General features: G+C 68.0%; 13 protein-coding genes. 7 read left to right on the forward strand and 6 right to left on the reverse strand.

Features of this window, described 5'->3' with window-relative positions:
* Window positions 1-182: 182 nt before the first annotated feature.
* Window positions 183-602 carry a MerR family transcriptional regulator gene (locus ACWIEX_RS20360; protein WP_091860771.1) on the reverse strand — a complete coding sequence of 140 codons (420 nt, stop codon included), beginning with the start codon at window positions 600-602 and terminating at the stop codon, window positions 183-185.
* 306 nt (window positions 603-908) lie between these two features.
* A complete protein-coding gene (locus ACWIEX_RS20365) occupies window positions 909-1,883 on the reverse strand; it encodes a KpsF/GutQ family sugar-phosphate isomerase (protein WP_454034777.1) in 975 nt (324 codons plus the stop codon).
* 150 nt (window positions 1,884-2,033) lie between these two features.
* Here ACWIEX_RS20365 and ACWIEX_RS20370 point away from each other — a divergent pair, with 150 nt between their 5' ends.
* Window positions 2,034-3,569 (forward strand): outer membrane beta-barrel protein, encoded by a 1,536-nt coding sequence (locus ACWIEX_RS20370; protein WP_454034778.1) that lies wholly within the window; start codon window positions 2,034-2,036, stop codon window positions 3,567-3,569.
* Between the two features lie 236 nt (window positions 3,570-3,805).
* On the opposite strand, the gene ACWIEX_RS20375 is transcribed toward ACWIEX_RS20370, so the two are convergent.
* A complete protein-coding gene (locus tag ACWIEX_RS20375; RefSeq protein ID WP_454034779.1) occupies window positions 3,806-5,647 on the reverse strand; it encodes a M3 family oligoendopeptidase in 1,842 nt (613 codons plus the stop codon).
* A 206-nt stretch (window positions 5,648-5,853) separates the two neighbouring features.
* On the opposite strand from ACWIEX_RS20375, the gene ACWIEX_RS20380 reads away from it, so the two are divergent.
* From ACWIEX_RS20380 to ACWIEX_RS20390, 3 genes are all read left to right on the forward strand, one after another.
* Window positions 5,854-7,350 carry a sigma 54-interacting transcriptional regulator gene (locus tag ACWIEX_RS20380; RefSeq protein ID WP_454034780.1) on the forward strand — a complete coding sequence of 499 codons (1,497 nt, stop codon included), beginning with the start codon at window positions 5,854-5,856 and terminating at the stop codon, window positions 7,348-7,350.
* Between the two features lie 105 nt (window positions 7,351-7,455).
* The gene (locus ACWIEX_RS20385) at window positions 7,456-9,363 is read left to right on the forward strand and encodes a L,D-transpeptidase family protein (protein ID WP_454034781.1); all 1,908 of its coding nucleotides are present in this window, start codon (window positions 7,456-7,458) and stop codon (window positions 9,361-9,363) included.
* 178 nt (window positions 9,364-9,541) lie between these two features.
* Window positions 9,542-11,329: a peptidoglycan L,D-endopeptidase MepK gene (locus ACWIEX_RS20390; protein ID WP_454034782.1), complete on the forward strand. Its 1,788-nt coding sequence runs from the start codon at window positions 9,542-9,544 to the stop codon at window positions 11,327-11,329.
* Window positions 11,330-11,332: 3 nt separating this feature from the next.
* On the opposite strand, the gene ACWIEX_RS20395 is transcribed toward ACWIEX_RS20390, so the two are convergent.
* Both ACWIEX_RS20395 and ACWIEX_RS20400 read right to left on the reverse strand, forming a co-directional pair.
* Window positions 11,333-11,941 carry a glutathione S-transferase family protein gene (locus tag ACWIEX_RS20395; RefSeq protein ID WP_454034783.1) on the reverse strand — a complete coding sequence of 203 codons (609 nt, stop codon included), beginning with the start codon at window positions 11,939-11,941 and terminating at the stop codon, window positions 11,333-11,335.
* A gap of 78 nt (window positions 11,942-12,019) precedes the next feature.
* Window positions 12,020-13,012 (reverse strand): LysR family transcriptional regulator, encoded by a 993-nt coding sequence (locus ACWIEX_RS20400; protein WP_454034784.1) that lies wholly within the window; start codon window positions 13,010-13,012, stop codon window positions 12,020-12,022.
* Window positions 13,013-13,123: 111 nt separating this feature from the next.
* Between ACWIEX_RS20400 and ACWIEX_RS20405 the strand changes: the two genes are divergently transcribed.
* A complete protein-coding gene (locus ACWIEX_RS20405) occupies window positions 13,124-13,729 on the forward strand; it encodes an FMN-dependent NADH-azoreductase (RefSeq protein WP_454034785.1) in 606 nt (201 codons plus the stop codon).
* Window positions 13,730-14,023: 294 nt separating this feature from the next.
* Here ACWIEX_RS20405 and ACWIEX_RS20410 read toward each other — a convergent pair whose 3' ends face one another.
* Window positions 14,024-14,266, reverse strand: coding sequence for a DUF2312 domain-containing protein (locus tag ACWIEX_RS20410; RefSeq protein WP_061971296.1), 243 nt, complete (start codon window positions 14,264-14,266; stop codon window positions 14,024-14,026).
* A gap of 291 nt (window positions 14,267-14,557) precedes the next feature.
* On the opposite strand from ACWIEX_RS20410, the gene ACWIEX_RS20415 reads away from it, so the two are divergent.
* Both ACWIEX_RS20415 and ACWIEX_RS20420 read left to right on the forward strand, forming a co-directional pair.
* Entirely contained in the window at window positions 14,558-15,832 is a 1,275-nt protein-coding gene (locus ACWIEX_RS20415; RefSeq protein ID WP_454034823.1) for a glycerate kinase type-2 family protein, read from the forward strand.
* Between the two features lie 2 nt (window positions 15,833-15,834).
* Window positions 15,835-16,275: a DUF1036 domain-containing protein gene (locus tag ACWIEX_RS20420; protein WP_454034786.1), complete on the forward strand. Its 441-nt coding sequence runs from the start codon at window positions 15,835-15,837 to the stop codon at window positions 16,273-16,275.
* Window positions 16,276-16,286 lie beyond the last annotated feature (11 nt).

Below are 16,286 nucleotides of genomic sequence, written 5' to 3' on the forward strand. Positions count from 1 at the left end.
CGGCAGAATCGGGTTTTGTTCCCTTTTCGGAGTCCGTCCCCCTGCGGCATGGGCCATGTCGTCATCGCGCCCTCCCGGATTGCGTGGCAGAGCAGCGCAAAAGCCGCCCGGCAGGAATCCTATTTAAGCCTTTTCAGCCCGGAGACGAGAGGCAAGGCAGATTTCCGATCTGCCCGCGCGCCTCAATGATGAGCGTGGTCGCACTGCCCATGATCGGCCAAGGCCTCGATGATCGCGCAATCGCAAGCCGCGACGCCGCCCGAGCAGGTCGTGGCGATCCGCTCCAATTCCTTCTCCAGCGAGCGCAATTTCGCGATCTTGTCGCGGACCTCGTCGAGATGGGCGACCGAAATCGCATGCGCCTCGTCGCAAGCCATGCCCGGCGTATCCGAGAGCTTCAGAAGGGTGCGGATATTCTCGACCGCGAAGCCGAGATCGCGCGCATGCTTGATGAAGGCGAGGCGCTCGGCATGGCGCCGGCCATAGCGACGCTGATTGCCCTCGGAGCGCTCCGGCGGCGGCAGCAGACCGACCTGCTCGTAATAGCGGATGGTCTCGACCTTGACCCCGGTGCGATCGGCCAGCGCGCCGATCGGCATCACGCGTTCGAGCGTGGCGATTGTGGTCATGACATCCTCCAAAATCTATAGCTTCTAGAGCTTTAGATAGGAAGCAACAAGCACCCGGCAAGAGAGGACGCAAGGAAACGCGGGGAACCCCTCTCCTGTAAGGAGAGGGGTAGGGGTGAGGTGTCGGCCCATGGACCAGTTGAGCACTGCCCCAACAGGCACTGCGGTTGGAGCTTAGCCAAAACGTCTAACGGCCGTCCCCTCACCCTGCCCTCTCCCTCCGGGAGAGGGTTCCCCGCGAATCTGGAAAAGCGTTGCGATCTGATGGTGGTGTAAGGGTTAAGCCACGCCCATCGCCAGCAGGTCGTGGACATGGACGAGCCCGGCCGGACGATCTTCGGCATCGACCACGATCAGCGCCGTGATCCGGCTGCGATTGACCAGCTCCAGCGCCTCGACCGCGAGGGTATCGAGCCCGACACGGCGCGGATTGGCCGACATGATGTCGCGCGCCCGGAGCGAGGCGCCGCCGGCCATCGCCGTCTTGCGCCGCAGATCGCCATCGGTGACGACACCGGCGAGCTTGCCGTCCAGGTCCATCACCACGGCGCAGCCAAAGCCCTTCTCCGAAATCATCGCGATCACGTCCGGCAGCAGCGTGTCGAGCCCGATCAGCGGCAGGTCGGCGCCGCGATGCATGATGCTTTCGACGGTCTTGAGCTGCGCACCGAGCTTGCCGCCAGGGTGGTAGACGAAGAAATCCTGCCGCGAAAAGCCGCGGGCCTCCAGCAGCGCCACCGCCAGCGCATCGCCGAGCGCCATCTGCATCGTCGTCGAGGTGGTCGGCGCGAGCCCATTCGGGCAGGCCTCCGTCGCCTTGGGCAGGACGAGCGCGATATCCGCCTCCTTCCCCAATGTGCTCTCGGCATTGGCCGTGATGGCGATCAGCCCGACGCGGAAGCGGCGGGTATAGCCGACGAGCGCGGCCAGCTCGACCGCCTCGCCCGACCAGGACAGCGCGATCACCACGTCCTCGGGCTGGACCATGCCGAGATCGCCATGGCTCGCCTCCGCCGGATGGACGAAATGCGCGGGCGTGCCGGTCGAGGCCAGCGTTGCCGTGAGCTTGCGCCCGACATGGCCTGACTTGCCCATTCCGGAGACGATCACCCGCCCGCTCGAACCGCGGATCATCGCAACGGCCGCGGCGAAGGGTCCGCCCAGCCCGTCCGCCAACGCAGCGTGAAGGGCGTCGAGCCCGGCGCGCTCGGTGGCGATGGTGCGGAGGGCGGAGTCGCGGATATCGGCTGTCATGGCCCGCGCTGTAGCACGGCCGCGCCAGCCATTTCCACCGTCTGCCGACAGGCCCGGCCAGCGTTGACGGCTCCTTAACCCTGTTCGTTCTAACTCCATTAACCATGCGCGAAATCCGCGCGCCCCGTCTTCTGGAGCCCTGCGACGCCCGTGTCCGGCCGCGCGACGACCCTGCTTCTGTCCGGCACGGCCCTGGCCGCGCTGGCGCTCGCCTGCTCGACGGCGCAGGCGCAGCAGATGCCGCGCGGCAATCTCAGGACCGGCACGCCGGCTTACGTCGCGCAGCAGCCCGCAGCTCCGCAGCCCGATCTGACGCCCACCACCGCCGAGCCGGAAGCCGTCCGCGATCCCGCCGGGCTGGTCCAGCGGCAGGGGTCGGCGGTTTCGGGGCGGCAGCCACCGCGCGCCAGCCAGCCGATCCAGGCGCCGACACTGCGCGGCGTCACCCAACGCCAGTTCCGGCCGCCTCAGCCGGCTGTCTCGGTACTGCCTCCGCCTCCGCCTCCCGCGCCACCGCCACCCCGGCGCCGCACCGCAAGCGAGGAAGACCCTTACGCCGCGCTCGGCATCCGGATCGGCTCGATCACCTTGCGCCCCGCGATCACCAACTCGATCGGCTACGACACCAATCCGCAGCGCACGTCGGCGCCGGGCACCAAGGGCTCGGCCTATAGCCGGCACGAGGGCGAGCTGGCGATCCAGTCCGACTGGAACGTCCATGAGCTCAAGGGCCAGCTGCGCGGCGGCTATCTCGAATTCTTCCGCAACAAGGATGCGTCACGGCCGGATGCCGAGGGCAATCTCGACCTGCGGCTCGATGTGACCCGCGACACCCGCATCCTGCTGGAATCGCGGCTCAGGCTCGACACGCAGCGGCCGGGCTCGCCGGACCTGACCGCCGACGTGACCGGCCGCCCGCAGATCTACCAGTATGGTGGCTCGGCCGGCATCAGCCACGACATCAACCGGCTGCAATTGACCTTGCGCGGATCGGTCGACCGCAGCGACTACGAGGACGCTCGTCTCTCCAACGGCGCGATCCTGTCGCAGAAGGACCGCAACCAGACGCAGTACGGCCTGCGCCTGCGCGCCGCCTACGAGGTCACACCCGGCTTCAAGCCCTTCGTCCAGGCCGAGATCGACCAGCGCGAATTCGACGAGAAGAGCGATTCGAGCGGCTACATGCGCTCCTCGAACGGCCTGACCGGACGCGTCGGCTCCACCTTCGAGATCAGCCGGCAACTCACCGGCGAAGTCTCGGGCGGCTATCAAGATCGCAATTACGAGGATACGCGCCTGAAGAACCTGCGCGGCTTCGTCGGCGATGCCGCGGTGCTGTGGTCGCCGACGCCATTGACCACGGTCACGCTGCGCGGCGGTGCAGAGCTCGGCGACACCACGATCGCCGGTTCCTCCGGCACGACCGTGCGGCGCGCGACGCTGGAAGTGGCGCATGCTTTGCGCCGCAACCTCACCGTCACCGGCTTCACCAATTTCAGCCGCACCGAATATGACGGCCAGGGCCTGCGCGAGGACTACACCAATGTCGGCGCGCGGCTCGAATACAAGCTGACGCGCACCTTCGCCGTGCGCGCGAGCTTCACCCACGAGCGCCTGAACTCGACGGCGCAGGGCTCCGATTACACCGCGAACGTCTCGCTGGTGGGCTTGAGGGTGCAGTTCTAGGGAAGCGCGATACCCAAGGCCCCTTCCCTTCTCCCCTTGCGGGAGAAGGTGGCAGCGCGAAGCGCTGACGGATGAGGGGTCTCGCGACCTTCTTCGTCATCGCGAGCGGAGCAAAGCGATCCAGAGACAGCGTGGAGTTCTGCCTTTCCTGAGCGGATAGAGCAGAGCGACCTCTCATCCGGCCCTTCGGGCCACCTTCTCCCGCAAGGGGAGAAGGGAAGAGGCGGTCGCCGCCCTCACTCCATCCCTTCCAGCTCGATGATCATGCCTTCGATCATCCGGAGCCCGATCTGCCAGAAGCCCGGATCCTTCGCGTCGAGCCCGAAGGGCGCCAGCAGCTCGCCATAAGGCTTGCTGCCGCCGGCCGAGAGCAGCGCGAAATAGCGCTCCTGGAAGCCCTCGGCGGCGTTCTGGTAGACGCCGTAGAGCGAGTTCACCAGGCAATCCCCGAAGGCATAGGCGTAGACGTAGAAGGGCGAATGGATGAAGTGCGGGATGTAGCACCAATAGGGCTCGTATCCGCTCGACAGCCGGATCGCCGGGCCGAGGCTCTCGGCCTGTACGCTCATCCAGAGCTCGCAGAGCCCTTCCGGCGTCAATTCGCCCTCGCGGCGGGCCTCGTGGACCTTGCGCTCGAAGGTATAGAAGGCGATCTGGCGCACGACCGTGTTGATCATGTCCTCGACCTTCGCCGCCAGCATCGCCTTGCGCTGCTTCGGGTCGGAGGTCGTGTCGAGCAGCTTGCGGAAGGTCAGCATCTCCCCGAAGACGCTCGCCGTCTCGGCAAGGGTCAGCGGGGTCGGCGCCATCAAGGCCCCGTTCGGCGCCGCCAGCACCTGGTGCACGCCATGCCCCAGCTCATGCGCCAGCGTCATCACGTCGCGCGGCTTGCCCTGGTAGTTCAGCAGCACATACGGATGCGCGGATGGCACCGTCGGATGGGCGAAAGCGCCGGGCGCCTTGCCGGGACGCGGCGGCGCATCGATCCAGCGCTCGTCGAAGAAGCGTTTGGCGATCGCCGCCATCTCCGGCGAGAAGGCGCCATAGGCCGAGAGCACGGTCTCGCGCGCCTCGGTCCAGGGAATCGTGCGCTGCTCGACCTGCGGCAGCGGCGCGTTGCGGTCCCAGAAATCCAGCTCCTCGCGGCCGAACCACTTCGCCTTCAGGCGGTAATAGCGATGCGACAGGCGCGGATAGGCCTCGCGAACGGCGGCAACGAGAGCGTCCACCACTTCGCGCTCGACCCGGTTCGCGAGATGGCGGGAATCCGCGACATCCTCGAATTTCCGCCAGCGGTCGGAGATCTCCTTGTCCTTGGCGAGCGTATTGGTAATCAGCGCGAAGGTGCGAAGCTCCTTGCGGAACACCGTGCTCAGCGCCTCGGCCGCCTTGCGCCTGACCTCGCCATCGCTGTCCTGCAGCTTGTTGAGCGTGAGTTCGAGCGTCAGCTCCTCGCCGTCGACGATGAAGCGCAGCGAAGCGATGGTCTCGTCGAAGAGCCGGTTCCAGGCTGCCGCCCCCGTCATCGATTTCTCGTGGAACAGCGCTTCGATCCGGTCGTCGAGCTGATGCGGCTTGTCCTTGGCCAAGTCCTCCAGCCAGGGCTTCCAGTGCGAAAGCGGCGCCTGGCCTGCGACCTTCGCCAGCAGGTCCGGCTCGATCCGGTTCAGCTCCAGCTCGAAGAACAGGAGTTCGGTGATCGCGGCGTTGAGCTTGTCCTGCGTGTCGCCATAGAACTTGGCGCGCTGCGGATCGGTGGTGTCGCCGGAATAGACCAGGCCGGCATAGGCGCCGATCCGGCCCAGCAGATCGCTCAGGCCCTCATAGCTCTTGACCGCTGCGGCCAGCGTCTCGCTGCCGTCAGGCGCGGCGGCGAGTTCCGCGAGCTTGCCACGATAGCGGCCGGCCAGCGTCTGCGCCTCGGCGAGCCCGCGCTCCAGATCGCCCTTGAACGCCTGTGATTCGATGCCGGGATAGAGATGGGTCAGGTCCCATTCCGGCAGATCGCCGGTAGCCTGGACCGATTTCGCCGCCCCCGCCTTTGTGGCGGAACGCAGGACGGTTTCATAAAAACCCATTCGCTCGATACCTCTGCGCACTGAAACGAGCCCCATCCATAGGCCGGCACGGGCCCGGGGATCAACGGCGGCTGTTCGTCGCCCCGGCGACCAGCCTCGGCTTAAACCCCCGCTTAACTCTTCTGGCCGACCATGCCCCAGAACGGAACAGGCGATTCCGCCGGTAGCCAAGATTTCTTTCATATTGCCCGGGCCTTCGAGGTGCCATGACCGACACCGTCCTGATCGTCGATGACGATCCCGTCCAGCGCCGCCTGCTCGACGCCATGCTCAAGCGCTTCGGCTATGACGTCGCGACCGCCGAGAACGGCGAAGCGGCGCTCACCCTGCTCGGCGCGCCCGAAGGCGAGCGCTTCAATGCCGTCGTCCTCGATCTCAACATGCCCGGCCTCGACGGCCTGGGCGTGCTGGCAGCCTTGCGCGAACGCGGCAGCGAGCTCCCCGTCATCGTCCAGACCGCCAACGGCTCGATCGAGACCGTGGTCACCGCGATGCGGGCCGGCGCCGTCGATTTCGTGGTCAAGCCCGTCGGCGCCGAACGCCTGCAGGTCTCGCTGCGCAATGCCCTCAAGCTCGGCGCGCTCGAACACGAATTGCGCCATATCAAGCGCCGCGCCTCGAATACGCTGGGCTTCCGCGACCTCGCCACCAAGAGCCCGGACATGGCCCGCGTCGTCAGGCTGGCGGAGCGCGCAGCGAAATCGAACATCCCGATCTTGATCGAAGGCGAATCCGGCGTCGGCAAGGAGGTGCTGGCGCGCGCCATCCAGGGCTCCAGCGACCGCAAGGGCAAGCCCTTCGTCACCGTGAACTGCGGCGCGATCCCGCATAATCTCGTGGAATCCATCCTGTTCGGCCACGAGAAGGGCGCCTTCACCGGCGCGACCGAGCGCCATCTCGGCAAGTTCGTCGAGGCCAATGGCGGCACGCTCTTCCTCGACGAGGTCGGCGAATTGCCGCTCGACGCGCAGGTCAAGCTTTTGCGCGCGATCCAGGAGGGTGAGGTCGACCCCGTCGGCGGCAAGAAATCGGTGCGCGTCGACATCCGCCTGATCTCGGCTACCAACAAGAGCCTGCTCGAGCAGGTGAAGCGGGGCGAGTTCCGCGAGGACCTGTATTACCGCCTGAACGTCTTCCCGATCACGCTGCCGCCCTTGCGCCAGCGCCGCGAGGACATTGTCGATCTGGCGCGGGGCTTCCTCGCCCGCTTCGCCGCCGAGGAAGGCCGCAAGCTCACAGGGTTCACGGCCGAGGCGGCCGCCCTGATCACCGGCTATGACTGGCCGGGCAATGTCCGCCAGCTCGAGAACGCCGTGTTCCGCGCCGTCGTCCTGGCCGACGGCCCCGAGCTCGACGTCACCGAATTCCCGCAGATCGCCGCGCAGATGGACGGCTACGAGGTCCGGATTCCGCCGGCCCCCGCGCCTCTCACCCGCTCCGAGACGCAAGGCGAGCCGCCGCCGCGCATCATCCAGATGCCGGTGCGCGACCCCAATGCGCTCGACATGGTCGCCGGCTCCGACATGCGCAAGCTCGACGATCTCGAACGCGAGATCATCACCTTCGCCCTCGCGCATTACCGCGGCCATATGTCCGAGGTCTCACGCAAGCTCGGCATCGGCCGCTCGACGCTCTACCGCAAGCTCAAGGATTACGGGCTGATCGAGAGCGAAACCAACGGCGACGAAACCGACGCGGCCTGAGCTGCAACCAACCGAATGGGGTGGTCTGTTGCACCGCCGCATCTTGTCTCAACCAGCCGAGTCACGCAGGAATGGCGTCATTCGGCAGTAATCGGGATAGCGACCATGCGTCCTCGCCATTGGGCGAAACTGACCTCGGCATCCGCCCTGGCCATTATCTTGGGATGCCTCCCGCTCCGCGCCGAGACCCCCGCCACCGACCCGACGCTCGGCATCCCGCTGCCGGAGCAGCCGGAACTCAGGCTGTCCGACGTGCAGGAGCCGGCCGCCCCCGCACAGGCCGCAGCGACGCCGGCCGACCCCGAGGCGGAGATCGTCACCGGCACGGTCACGACCGGAAACCGACTGCAGGACCCGGCGAAGCAGGATGCCGCCGCGCCCCTCGACAGCGAGGAGCCGGTCACGCTCGATATCCCGGCCGTCGAGATGCCGGCGGCCGATCCGGCCCTGACCCCCATCGTCAAAACGCCCGAGCCGACCGAGACCGCCCCGCAGCCTGGCCCGCTGCGCACCGTCGAGCCGCTGGTGCCGCTGCCGGAGATCCCGAAGGTCGTCGTCGAGCTGCCGCCGGGTTCCGAGTTCGCGGCAGCCGTCGCAGCCGCCCTGCCGGACGCGCTGACGCTGCGCCGCCTCGGCGAGCGCGAGCGCAACGAGATCGCCGCGGCCTATCAGGCCAATGAGAACCGCCCCTTCTGGGTCGGGAGCAAGGGCTGGAACGAGGCCGGCAAGCGCATCGCGACGCAGCTCGGCCACGCCGCCGAGGACGGCCTGCGCCCGAACGATTATGCGCTGCCCGTCTTCGAGGCGAGCGACAAGGCCCAGCTCGCCGAGGCCGATATCCGCCTCTCGGCGCTGGCCGTTCTCTATGCCCGCGATGCGCGCGGCGGCCGCCTCAACCCGCGCCAGCTCTCCAAGCTGATCACGCCGACGCTCTACCTGCCCTCCGCGACCGAGGTGCTCTCGGAGCTTGCAGGCGCCGCTGATGCCGGCGCCGTGCTCGCCGCCTACAATCCGCCCCATGAGCAGTACCGCCGCCTCAAGGCCAAGCTCGCGGAGATGCGCGAGCATCTCGACGACACGCCGCTGGTCCGGATTCCCGCCGGCCCGCCGCTCAAGCTCGGCATGCGCGACGAACGCGTTGCGCTGGTGCGCGCGCGTCTCGGCCTTGGGCCCAGCGAGGAGCCGGTCTTCGATCGCTCCACCGCGCTGGCCCTTGCCGATTTCCAGAAGAAGGCCGGCCTGCCGGCCAACGGCATCCTCAGCGCGCGCACGCTGGCCGCGCTCGGCCAGCCGGCGAGCGCGCGCGGCGAGGAGGACATCATCGCCCAGATGGAGCGCTGGCGCTGGCTGCCGCCCGATCTCGGCACTGACCACATCATCGCCAATGTCCCGGAGATGCGGGTGCGCGTCATCCGCTCCGGCAAGGTCGTGCACGAGACCCGCGCCATCATTGGCAAACCGGCCTCGGCAACGCCCATCTTTTCGCACAAGATGGACCACGTCATCGTCAACCCGTCCTGGTACGTGCCGCCCTCGATCCTGAAGAAGGAATTCCTGCCGGGCCTCGCGGCCGACCCGAATTATGCCGCCAAGCGCGGTTATGTCGTGACCCGCACCAAGAGCGGCGGCATTTCAGTGCGCCAGCCGCCGGGCGAGCGCAACGCGCTTGGCTGGATCAAGTTCATGTTCCCGAACGAACATGCGGTCTACCTGCATGACACCCCGAATCGCCGTCTCTTCGCCGGCGAGCGGCGCGCGCTCAGCCATGGCTGCGTCCGTGTCGAGAATCCCTTCGCGCTGGCCGACCAGGTACTCGGCCCGGAATGGACGCATGAGCGCCTGAAGCGCCTGATCGGTTCGGGCGAGCGCCGCATCAACCTGCCGCACCCGCTGCCGATCCACCTCGTCTACAACACCATCGTCGTCGGCGATAATGGGCAGATCCACCGCTTCGACGATGTCTACGGCTTCCACCGGCTGGTCCGGCAGGCGCTGGAGCAGCAGGGCGGGTGAACGGGAGCCGCCCTGGCGGCGGGCTCCATTTCGCCATGATCCCTCTTTAGCCACCTTCCCTGGGAAAATCTTGGCGCGGCGATTGCCGGCTCGCTAACGAGTCGTTAACGCTTCTCCGCAACTGTTCGTTCACGTTTACCACGCCGCTTCGGCGGGGCACCGAGACGGGTCAGACAGATTGGGCAGGACAACCGCCACGCTTGCAGGATGCGCGCCGTCCGGCACGAAGCCAGCCGCGCGACATGTGCTGGCGCTCGGCCTGGCCCTGGCCGCATCGCTCATCGGCGTCCGCGGCACGCAGAACGCCGCCGCCAATGGCGACACCCGCACCATCACGATCCAGCATATGCACACGAAGGAAGTGACGACCGTCACCTTCAAGCGTGACGGCCGCTATGATTCGGCTGCTCTGGAGAAGCTGAACTGGGCTTTGCGTGACTGGCGCACCGACGAGCCGACCCGCATGGATCCGCGGCTCTTCGACGTAATCTGGGAGGTCCAGCGCCAGCTCGGCTCCGAACAGCCCTTCCACGTCGTCTCCTCCTATCGCGCGCCCGGCACCAATGCGATGCTGCGTCGCCGCTCGCGCGCCGTCGCCAAGCACAGCCAGCACATGCTCGGCAAGGCGCTGGATTTCTACCTGCCGGATACGCCGACAGCCCGCATTCGCGAGGTTGGCATGCGGCTCCAGCGCGGCGGCGTCGGCTTCTATCCGAACGCACACACGCCCTTCGTCCATCTCGATGTCGGTTCGGTCAGGTCCTGGCCGCGCATGACCCGCGATCAGCTCGTGCGTCTCTTCCCGGACCAGAAGACCGTGCACCTGCCGGCCGACGGACAGCCGCTGGCCGGCTACGATCTCGCCAGGGCCGAGATCCTCTCCGGCGGCGGTGCCGTTGCCGGCTATGCCACCGCCGATCTCGACGAAGGCGCCGTCATCGCGTCGGGCCGCAAGAGCCTCTGGGCCTCGCTGTTCGGCGGCGACGACGAAGAGGCCGATGCCCGCCCGGCAGCGCGCGGCCGGCGCGGAGCGCCGCGCCAGCAGCCGACAGTCATGGCCTATGCCAACACGGGCTACAGCGATGGCAATTCGGCGGATGGCGGCCGTTTCGCCGCCGCCATGGCCCCGGTTGCCGACCCGGTGACGCGCGAGCGCTCGCAACGCCTGGCACCGCGGATCACGACGGCAGCGCCGGAACAGCCGCCCGCTCCCGAACCCGCGCCCCAGCCGGCCGTGGCCGCTGCCCCTCCGCAGCGCGCACAGGAGAACCGGCCGCAACTGATCGATGCGCCACTGCCGCTTGCGCGGCCGCGCGGCCTGCCCGTGCCCGCCGAAGACGGCGCTCCCGTCCAGATTGCCGCCCTGCCCTCGGCCGGCGGCGCGCTTGCCTTCGCCCCGCAGCCCGACCAGAAGCTGGTGCTCGCGTCCTTGCCGCCGCGCCGCCCCGGCGAGGTCGCCGGCCCAAGCGAGATCGTCGTGGCCGGCCAGCCCATCAATGCCCCGCTGCCGCCGATGCGACCGACGGCCCTGGCCGATGCGGCCATCGCTTCGCTGCGCGGCACCGACGCGCCCGAATCACCCCTCGCCCAGACCTCCGCCGGGCGCCTCGTCACCGCCTCGCTGCCGCCGGTGCGCCCACGCGAGGGCGGCGTCAGCTTCGCGACAGCGACCCAGCGCTCCGTCCCGGTTCCGGAAGCGGAAGAGCCCGAGGATACCGCCGAGATGGATCGCGGCGGCCTGAACTCCCTGTTCGCTGCGGTCTCCCGCACCGGCAGAGCGCCCGGCAAGCCGGTGAATGTCGCGACAGCCCGCGCCAGGGCTGCCGGTCCGTCGGGCGCGCCGATCGCCGGCCCGAGTCCCGCAGCAGCGCTGGGCTTCAGCCATGCCGACCCGGTCGACGCCAAGCCCGGCACCTTCTCCGGCCCGGCCGTGCGCCCGCTGCCGACGAATTTCGTCCAGAACTGACTTCTATTCCCGGTCGATCGGCCAGGCCTTGAACACGTCGAGCGCCTCGCAGGCACGCGCCTGCTCGGACAGGGCCGGCCAGCGCTCCTCGGGGACGAATTCCGGGATCACGAAGCGGCAGAAACCCCAGGCGATGGCCGCGGCGATATCGCTCGGCAGCAATTCCGGCCCGGCCGTCAGCTCGCCCTCCTTGGCCGCCGTGTCGAGCAGATCGAGCGCGACGTGCAACTGGGCGACGATGCGCTCCTGCCACGGCGCATAGCGCTGCGCCTCCGGGCGCTTGCGCTCGTATTCGATCGAGACCGCCTTGTCGGCCGCAACGATGCCGATGCCGGTCAGCGCCAGGTCGCGCCGCCGCGCCACGCCTTCGAGCGGACGCAGCGAGCGTCCCGCGACATCCTCGAAATGCTGGATGATCAGCAGGGATTCGCTGATGGCGATGCCATCATCAGTCACCAGCGTCGGCGCCTTGATCAGCGGATTGATCGCCCGGAATTCCGCCATGTGCCGGAAAACCGAGACCGAGCGATGCTCGAACGGCACCTCCAGCAACGTCCCCGTGATCGCCGCGCGGCGGACATAGGGGCTATCCAACATTCCGACGAGCAGCATCGCAACCTCCGTTTCAACGCGGTGGCAGAGTGCCGAAACCTCGTCCCGAAGCCACGCGAATTCGCGTGATGCGCCGGATCACGCGGCTTGATGCTCCGGCTTCGCGGCCGGCGTGAGCTGTTCGCTCAGCGGCTCGTCGAGCCTGAGGCCCCGCTGATGCGCCTCCATCTGGCAGGGGTCCCAATAGGGCGTGCCGCCGAAGCGCTCGACCAGCAGGTCGATTAGCACCCGGACCTTGCCGGGCACATAGGCGCCAGGCGGGCGCACGACATAAAGCGCCCGCGTCGGCATCGGATAATCCAGCAGGATCGGCTCGACCGCGCCGGAACGGATCGCATCGGAGGCGATGAAGGTCGGCAGCACGGCAAGCCCCAACCCCGCCACGGCCCAGGACAGCAGCGTGTCGCCGCTGTCCGAGTGCATCCGGCCGGGCGGGCGCACCGTGATCCAGCGTTTCCCGGTACGGAACACCCAGTCCTGATCGTTCGTGCCGCTATAGAGCAGGCAGTCATGGTCGTTGAGATCGGCGGGGATCGCCGGGCGTCCGCGCCGTTCGAGATAGGCCGGACTGCCCACGACGGTCGCATGGACCGGCGCGATCTTCCGGGCGATCAGGCTGGAATCCTTGAGCGAGCCGATCCGGATCGCGGCATCGAAGCGCTCGCCGATCAGGTCGACATAGCGATCACTCGCCTGAACGTCGATTTCGAGACGGGGATAGAGCTGCGCGAGTTCGCCCAGCAGCGGCGCGACATGCCGGTTGCCGAAGGTCATTGGCATGGCGAGCCTCAAACGTCCGGCGACACCGCCGGCGCGCTGCGCCACCGCCTCGCGCGCCTCCTCCAGCTCGGCCAGGATGCGCTCGCTGCGCGCCTTGAACTCGAGCCCGGCCTCGGTCGCAGCGACGCCGCGCGTCGTGCGGCTGAGCAGGCGCGTGCCGAGCTCCTCCTCCAGCCGGCTCAGCCGCCGGCTGACGATCGATTTGGCGAGGCCGAGCGTCTGCGCCGCCCGGCCGAAGCCTCCGGCCTCGACCACGGCGATGAAGCTTCGGATATCGTCGAGCTCCGCCATCGGCGTTCCTCCAGCAGCAACAGTCTGGTTCCGATTATGGCGGTTCTAGTGCCGTTCGTGAACCACTACCTTCCTGGTCATCGAAATCATTCCGCCACAGGAACCATCGTCATGGCCTCCGTCCTCGTCCTCAACAGCAGCGCCTCCGGCCCGAATTCGGTCTCGAAGCTCCTCGTCCAGAGCACCGTCGAGCGGCTCACCAGCCAGAATCCCGGCGTGCACGTCCTCGAGCGCGATCTCGACGCCAATCCGATCCCGCATCTCAACGCCGAGACCACAGCGGCGGTGCGCGCCGGCATCACCGAGACCCCGGCCCAGCGCGAGGCGCTCGCCCTCTCGAACGCCTTGGTCGAGGAGCTGCAGGCGGCCGATACCATCGTCATCGGCGCCCCCATGTATAATTTCGGCATCCCCTCGACGCTGAAGAGCTGGTTCGACTACGTGCTGCGCGCCGGCGTCACCTTCCGCTACAGCGAGGCCGGCCCCGAGGGCCTGCTCAAGGGCAAGCGCGCCATCATCGTCAAGAGCCGCGGCGGCCTCTACAGCAGCGGCCCGGCCCAGGCCATGGACTCGCAGGAGCCACATCTGCGCACGATGCTCGGCTTCGCGGGGATCACCGACGTGACCTTCATCCGCGCCGAGAAGCTGGGCTACGGCCCGGAGGCGCGCGAAGAGGCGATCCGCAACGCCAATGCCGAGCTCGCCCTCGTCGCCTGACGGCTGTTAACGCGTCACCGCCGCGGCTTTCAGCCACACGATTTGTCATTCCGGGGCGCGCCTTCAGGCGCGAACCCGGAACCCACGGCTGAGTGAGACGCGGAGTGTTCGGTTGCGAATGGCTCGCCCGGTCGTGGGTTCCGGGTTCTTCGCTGCGCGAAGCCCCGGAATGACAACCGTGGTGCTGATCGGGAGCAACCAGCACTGGCCCACGCAGCCTGCCGCTCATTCCAAAGAAAAGCCCCGCATCGGGAGACCGATGCGGGGCTTTTTCATGCCTGCGTGGAAAACCGTTTACGCGGTTTCGCCAACGGCCTGCAGGTAGAGGTCGAGGATCGCTTCCTCTTCCTTGCGCTCGTCGAGATCGCGCTTGCGCAGCGCCACGACCTTGCGCAGCACCTTGACGTCGTAGCCGGTGCCCTTGGCCTCGGCATAGACCTCCTTGATGTCGTCGGCGATCGTCTTCTTCTCTTCCTCGAGCCGCTCGATGCGCTCGACGATGCTCTTCAGCTGGTCGCCAGCAACCGGATCGTCCATCTGATAACCTTCTCGGTACGAAATTGGCCGGCAGCGTTCGCCCGGATCGGGCCTGCCCGTCAAGACTGAACTGGCCTTCGCCCCGCCGCTCTCAACAGTCCTGATGCCGCATCGCCGCAATCAACCGTTCGGTTGGCAGCGAGGTCCATTCAAAAAGTATGATTACATCGCCAGACGGCTGATGACGCCGCCACGCGCCCGACCTACAAGGAAGCGAACAGGCTCGCCGCCGAGCGGCACAGACGCAGGGAGTCGCGGGGCGTGCCGCAGTCCAATACCACGATCGAAACGATGCGCGCGACCGCACGCGCGATCTTCGACGCCGCCGTCGCGCGCGCCCATCCCGCGGGCTGCCTGCCGCAGCATCTGCCCTCAGCCCCCGCAACCGGGCGTCTGATCCTGCTCGCAGCCGGCAAGGCCGCCGGCAGCATGACGGCACTGGCCGAAGCGCATTATCTCGACCAGGGCTTCCCGCGCGAGCGCCTGTTCGGCCATGCCGTCGCCCGGCACGGCTACACCGCCCCGACCCGGCATATCCCGATGGTGGCAGCCGGCCACCCCGTCCCCGACCAGGGCAGCATCGACAGCGCCGAACGCGCGCTCGCGCTCGCCACCTCCGCCACGGAAGGCGACCTCGTGCTCGTGCTGCTCTCGGGCGGCGGCTCGGCTAACTGGGTCGCGCCTGCCGGCGGGCTTGCGCTGGCCGAGAAGCAGGCGGTCAATAAGGCGCTGCTGCGCTCCGGCGCCCCGATCGGCGAGATGAACATCGTCCGCAAGCGGCTGTCGCGGATCAAGGGCGGCCGGCTCGCGCTCGCCGCCGCCCCGGCGCGCGTCCTCACCCTCGCCATTTCCGATGTCCCCGGCGACGAGCCGGCCGCGATCGCCTCCGGCCCGACCGTCGCCGATCCCAGCACGACCGCCGAGGCCCGCGCCATCGTCGCCCGTTACGGGCTCGACCTGCCGCCGGCCGCCCGCAACCTGCTCGACGATCCCGCAAACGAGACGCCCAAGCCCGGCCATCCCGCTTTCGCCAACACTGAATTCCGCATCATCGCCCGCCCGGCCGATGGAATGACGGCAGCGCGCGCGGCAGCAGAAGCCGCCGGCTATGCCGTGCACGATCTCGGCGCCGATCTCGAAGGCGAGGCGCGTGACGTCGCAGCCGCCCATGCCGATCTCGCCCGGCGCCTGAAGCGCGAAGGCAAGCGTGCCGCCATTCTGTCCGGCGGCGAGCTCACCGTGACCCTGCGCGGCTCCGGCCGCGGCGGCCCCAACCAGGAATATGCGCTGGCGCTGGCGATCGCGCTCGCCCGCGAGCCCGGTATCGTCGCGCTCGCCGGCGACACCGACGGCACCGATGGCGGCGGCGGCGAGGCCACCGACCCGGCTGGCGCCCTGGTCGATCCCCAGACTTTGGCTCGCGCCGCCGCAATCGGCCTTGATCCCGCCCGATCCCTCGCCGACAACGATTCGACCGGCTTCTTCGAAGCGCTCGGCGATTTGCTGCAGCCGGGACCGACACTGACCAATGTCAACGACTGCCGCGTGATCCTGATCGAACCGTGAGAATGCCGGGCTTTCCTCGAACGGTCCTCCCCCTCGCCTTCTGCGCGGCCGCCTTCCTCGGAAGCGTGGCGCCAGCGAAGGCCGATCTGCGCATGTGCAACACCACCTCGAGCCGCATCGGCGTCGCGATCGGCTATCGCGATGCGCAGGGCTGGATCACCGAGGGTTGGTGGAACATCAGCCCGCGCGGCTGCGAGACGCTGCTGCGCGGCACGCTGGCCGCGCGCTTCTACTACGTCCACGCCGTCGACTATGACAAAGGCGGCGAATGGACCGGCAAATCGGTCATGTGCGTGCGCAACAAGGAATTCACGATCCGGGGCATCGAGGACTGCCTGGCCCGCGGCTATGACCGCGCCGGCTTCTTCGAGGTCGATACCGGCGAGCAGAAGAGCTGGACGATCCAGCTCACCGATACCGGCAGCGGCACGCCGCGGCCTTGACCGGCTTACGC

This window comes from Allobosea sp. NPDC055353 (genome assembly GCF_053644975.1).

Coding starts and splice junctions, on each gene's coding strand:
- ACWIEX_RS20395 (WP_454034783.1), bottom strand. CDS start 11,941: ATGCTGCTCGTCGGAATGTTGGATAGCCCCTATGTCCGCCGCGCGGCG.
- ACWIEX_RS20420 (WP_454034786.1), top strand. CDS start 15,835: ATGCCGGGCTTTCCTCGAACGGTCCTCCCCCTCGCCTTCTGCGCGGCC.
- ACWIEX_RS20375 (WP_454034779.1), bottom strand. CDS start 5,647: ATGGGTTTTTATGAAACCGTCCTGCGTTCCGCCACAAAGGCGGGGGCG.
- ACWIEX_RS20365 (WP_454034777.1), bottom strand. CDS start 1,883: ATGACAGCCGATATCCGCGACTCCGCCCTCCGCACCATCGCCACCGAG.
- ACWIEX_RS20405 (WP_454034785.1), top strand. CDS start 13,124: ATGGCCTCCGTCCTCGTCCTCAACAGCAGCGCCTCCGGCCCGAATTCG.
- ACWIEX_RS20410 (WP_061971296.1), bottom strand. CDS start 14,266: ATGGACGATCCGGTTGCTGGCGACCAGCTGAAGAGCATCGTCGAGCGC.
- ACWIEX_RS20380 (WP_454034780.1), top strand. CDS start 5,854: ATGACCGACACCGTCCTGATCGTCGATGACGATCCCGTCCAGCGCCGC.
- ACWIEX_RS20400 (WP_454034784.1), bottom strand. CDS start 13,012: ATGGCGGAGCTCGACGATATCCGAAGCTTCATCGCCGTGGTCGAGGCC.
- ACWIEX_RS20415 (WP_454034823.1), top strand. CDS start 14,558: ATGCGCGCGACCGCACGCGCGATCTTCGACGCCGCCGTCGCGCGCGCC.
- ACWIEX_RS20385 (WP_454034781.1), top strand. CDS start 7,456: ATGCGTCCTCGCCATTGGGCGAAACTGACCTCGGCATCCGCCCTGGCC.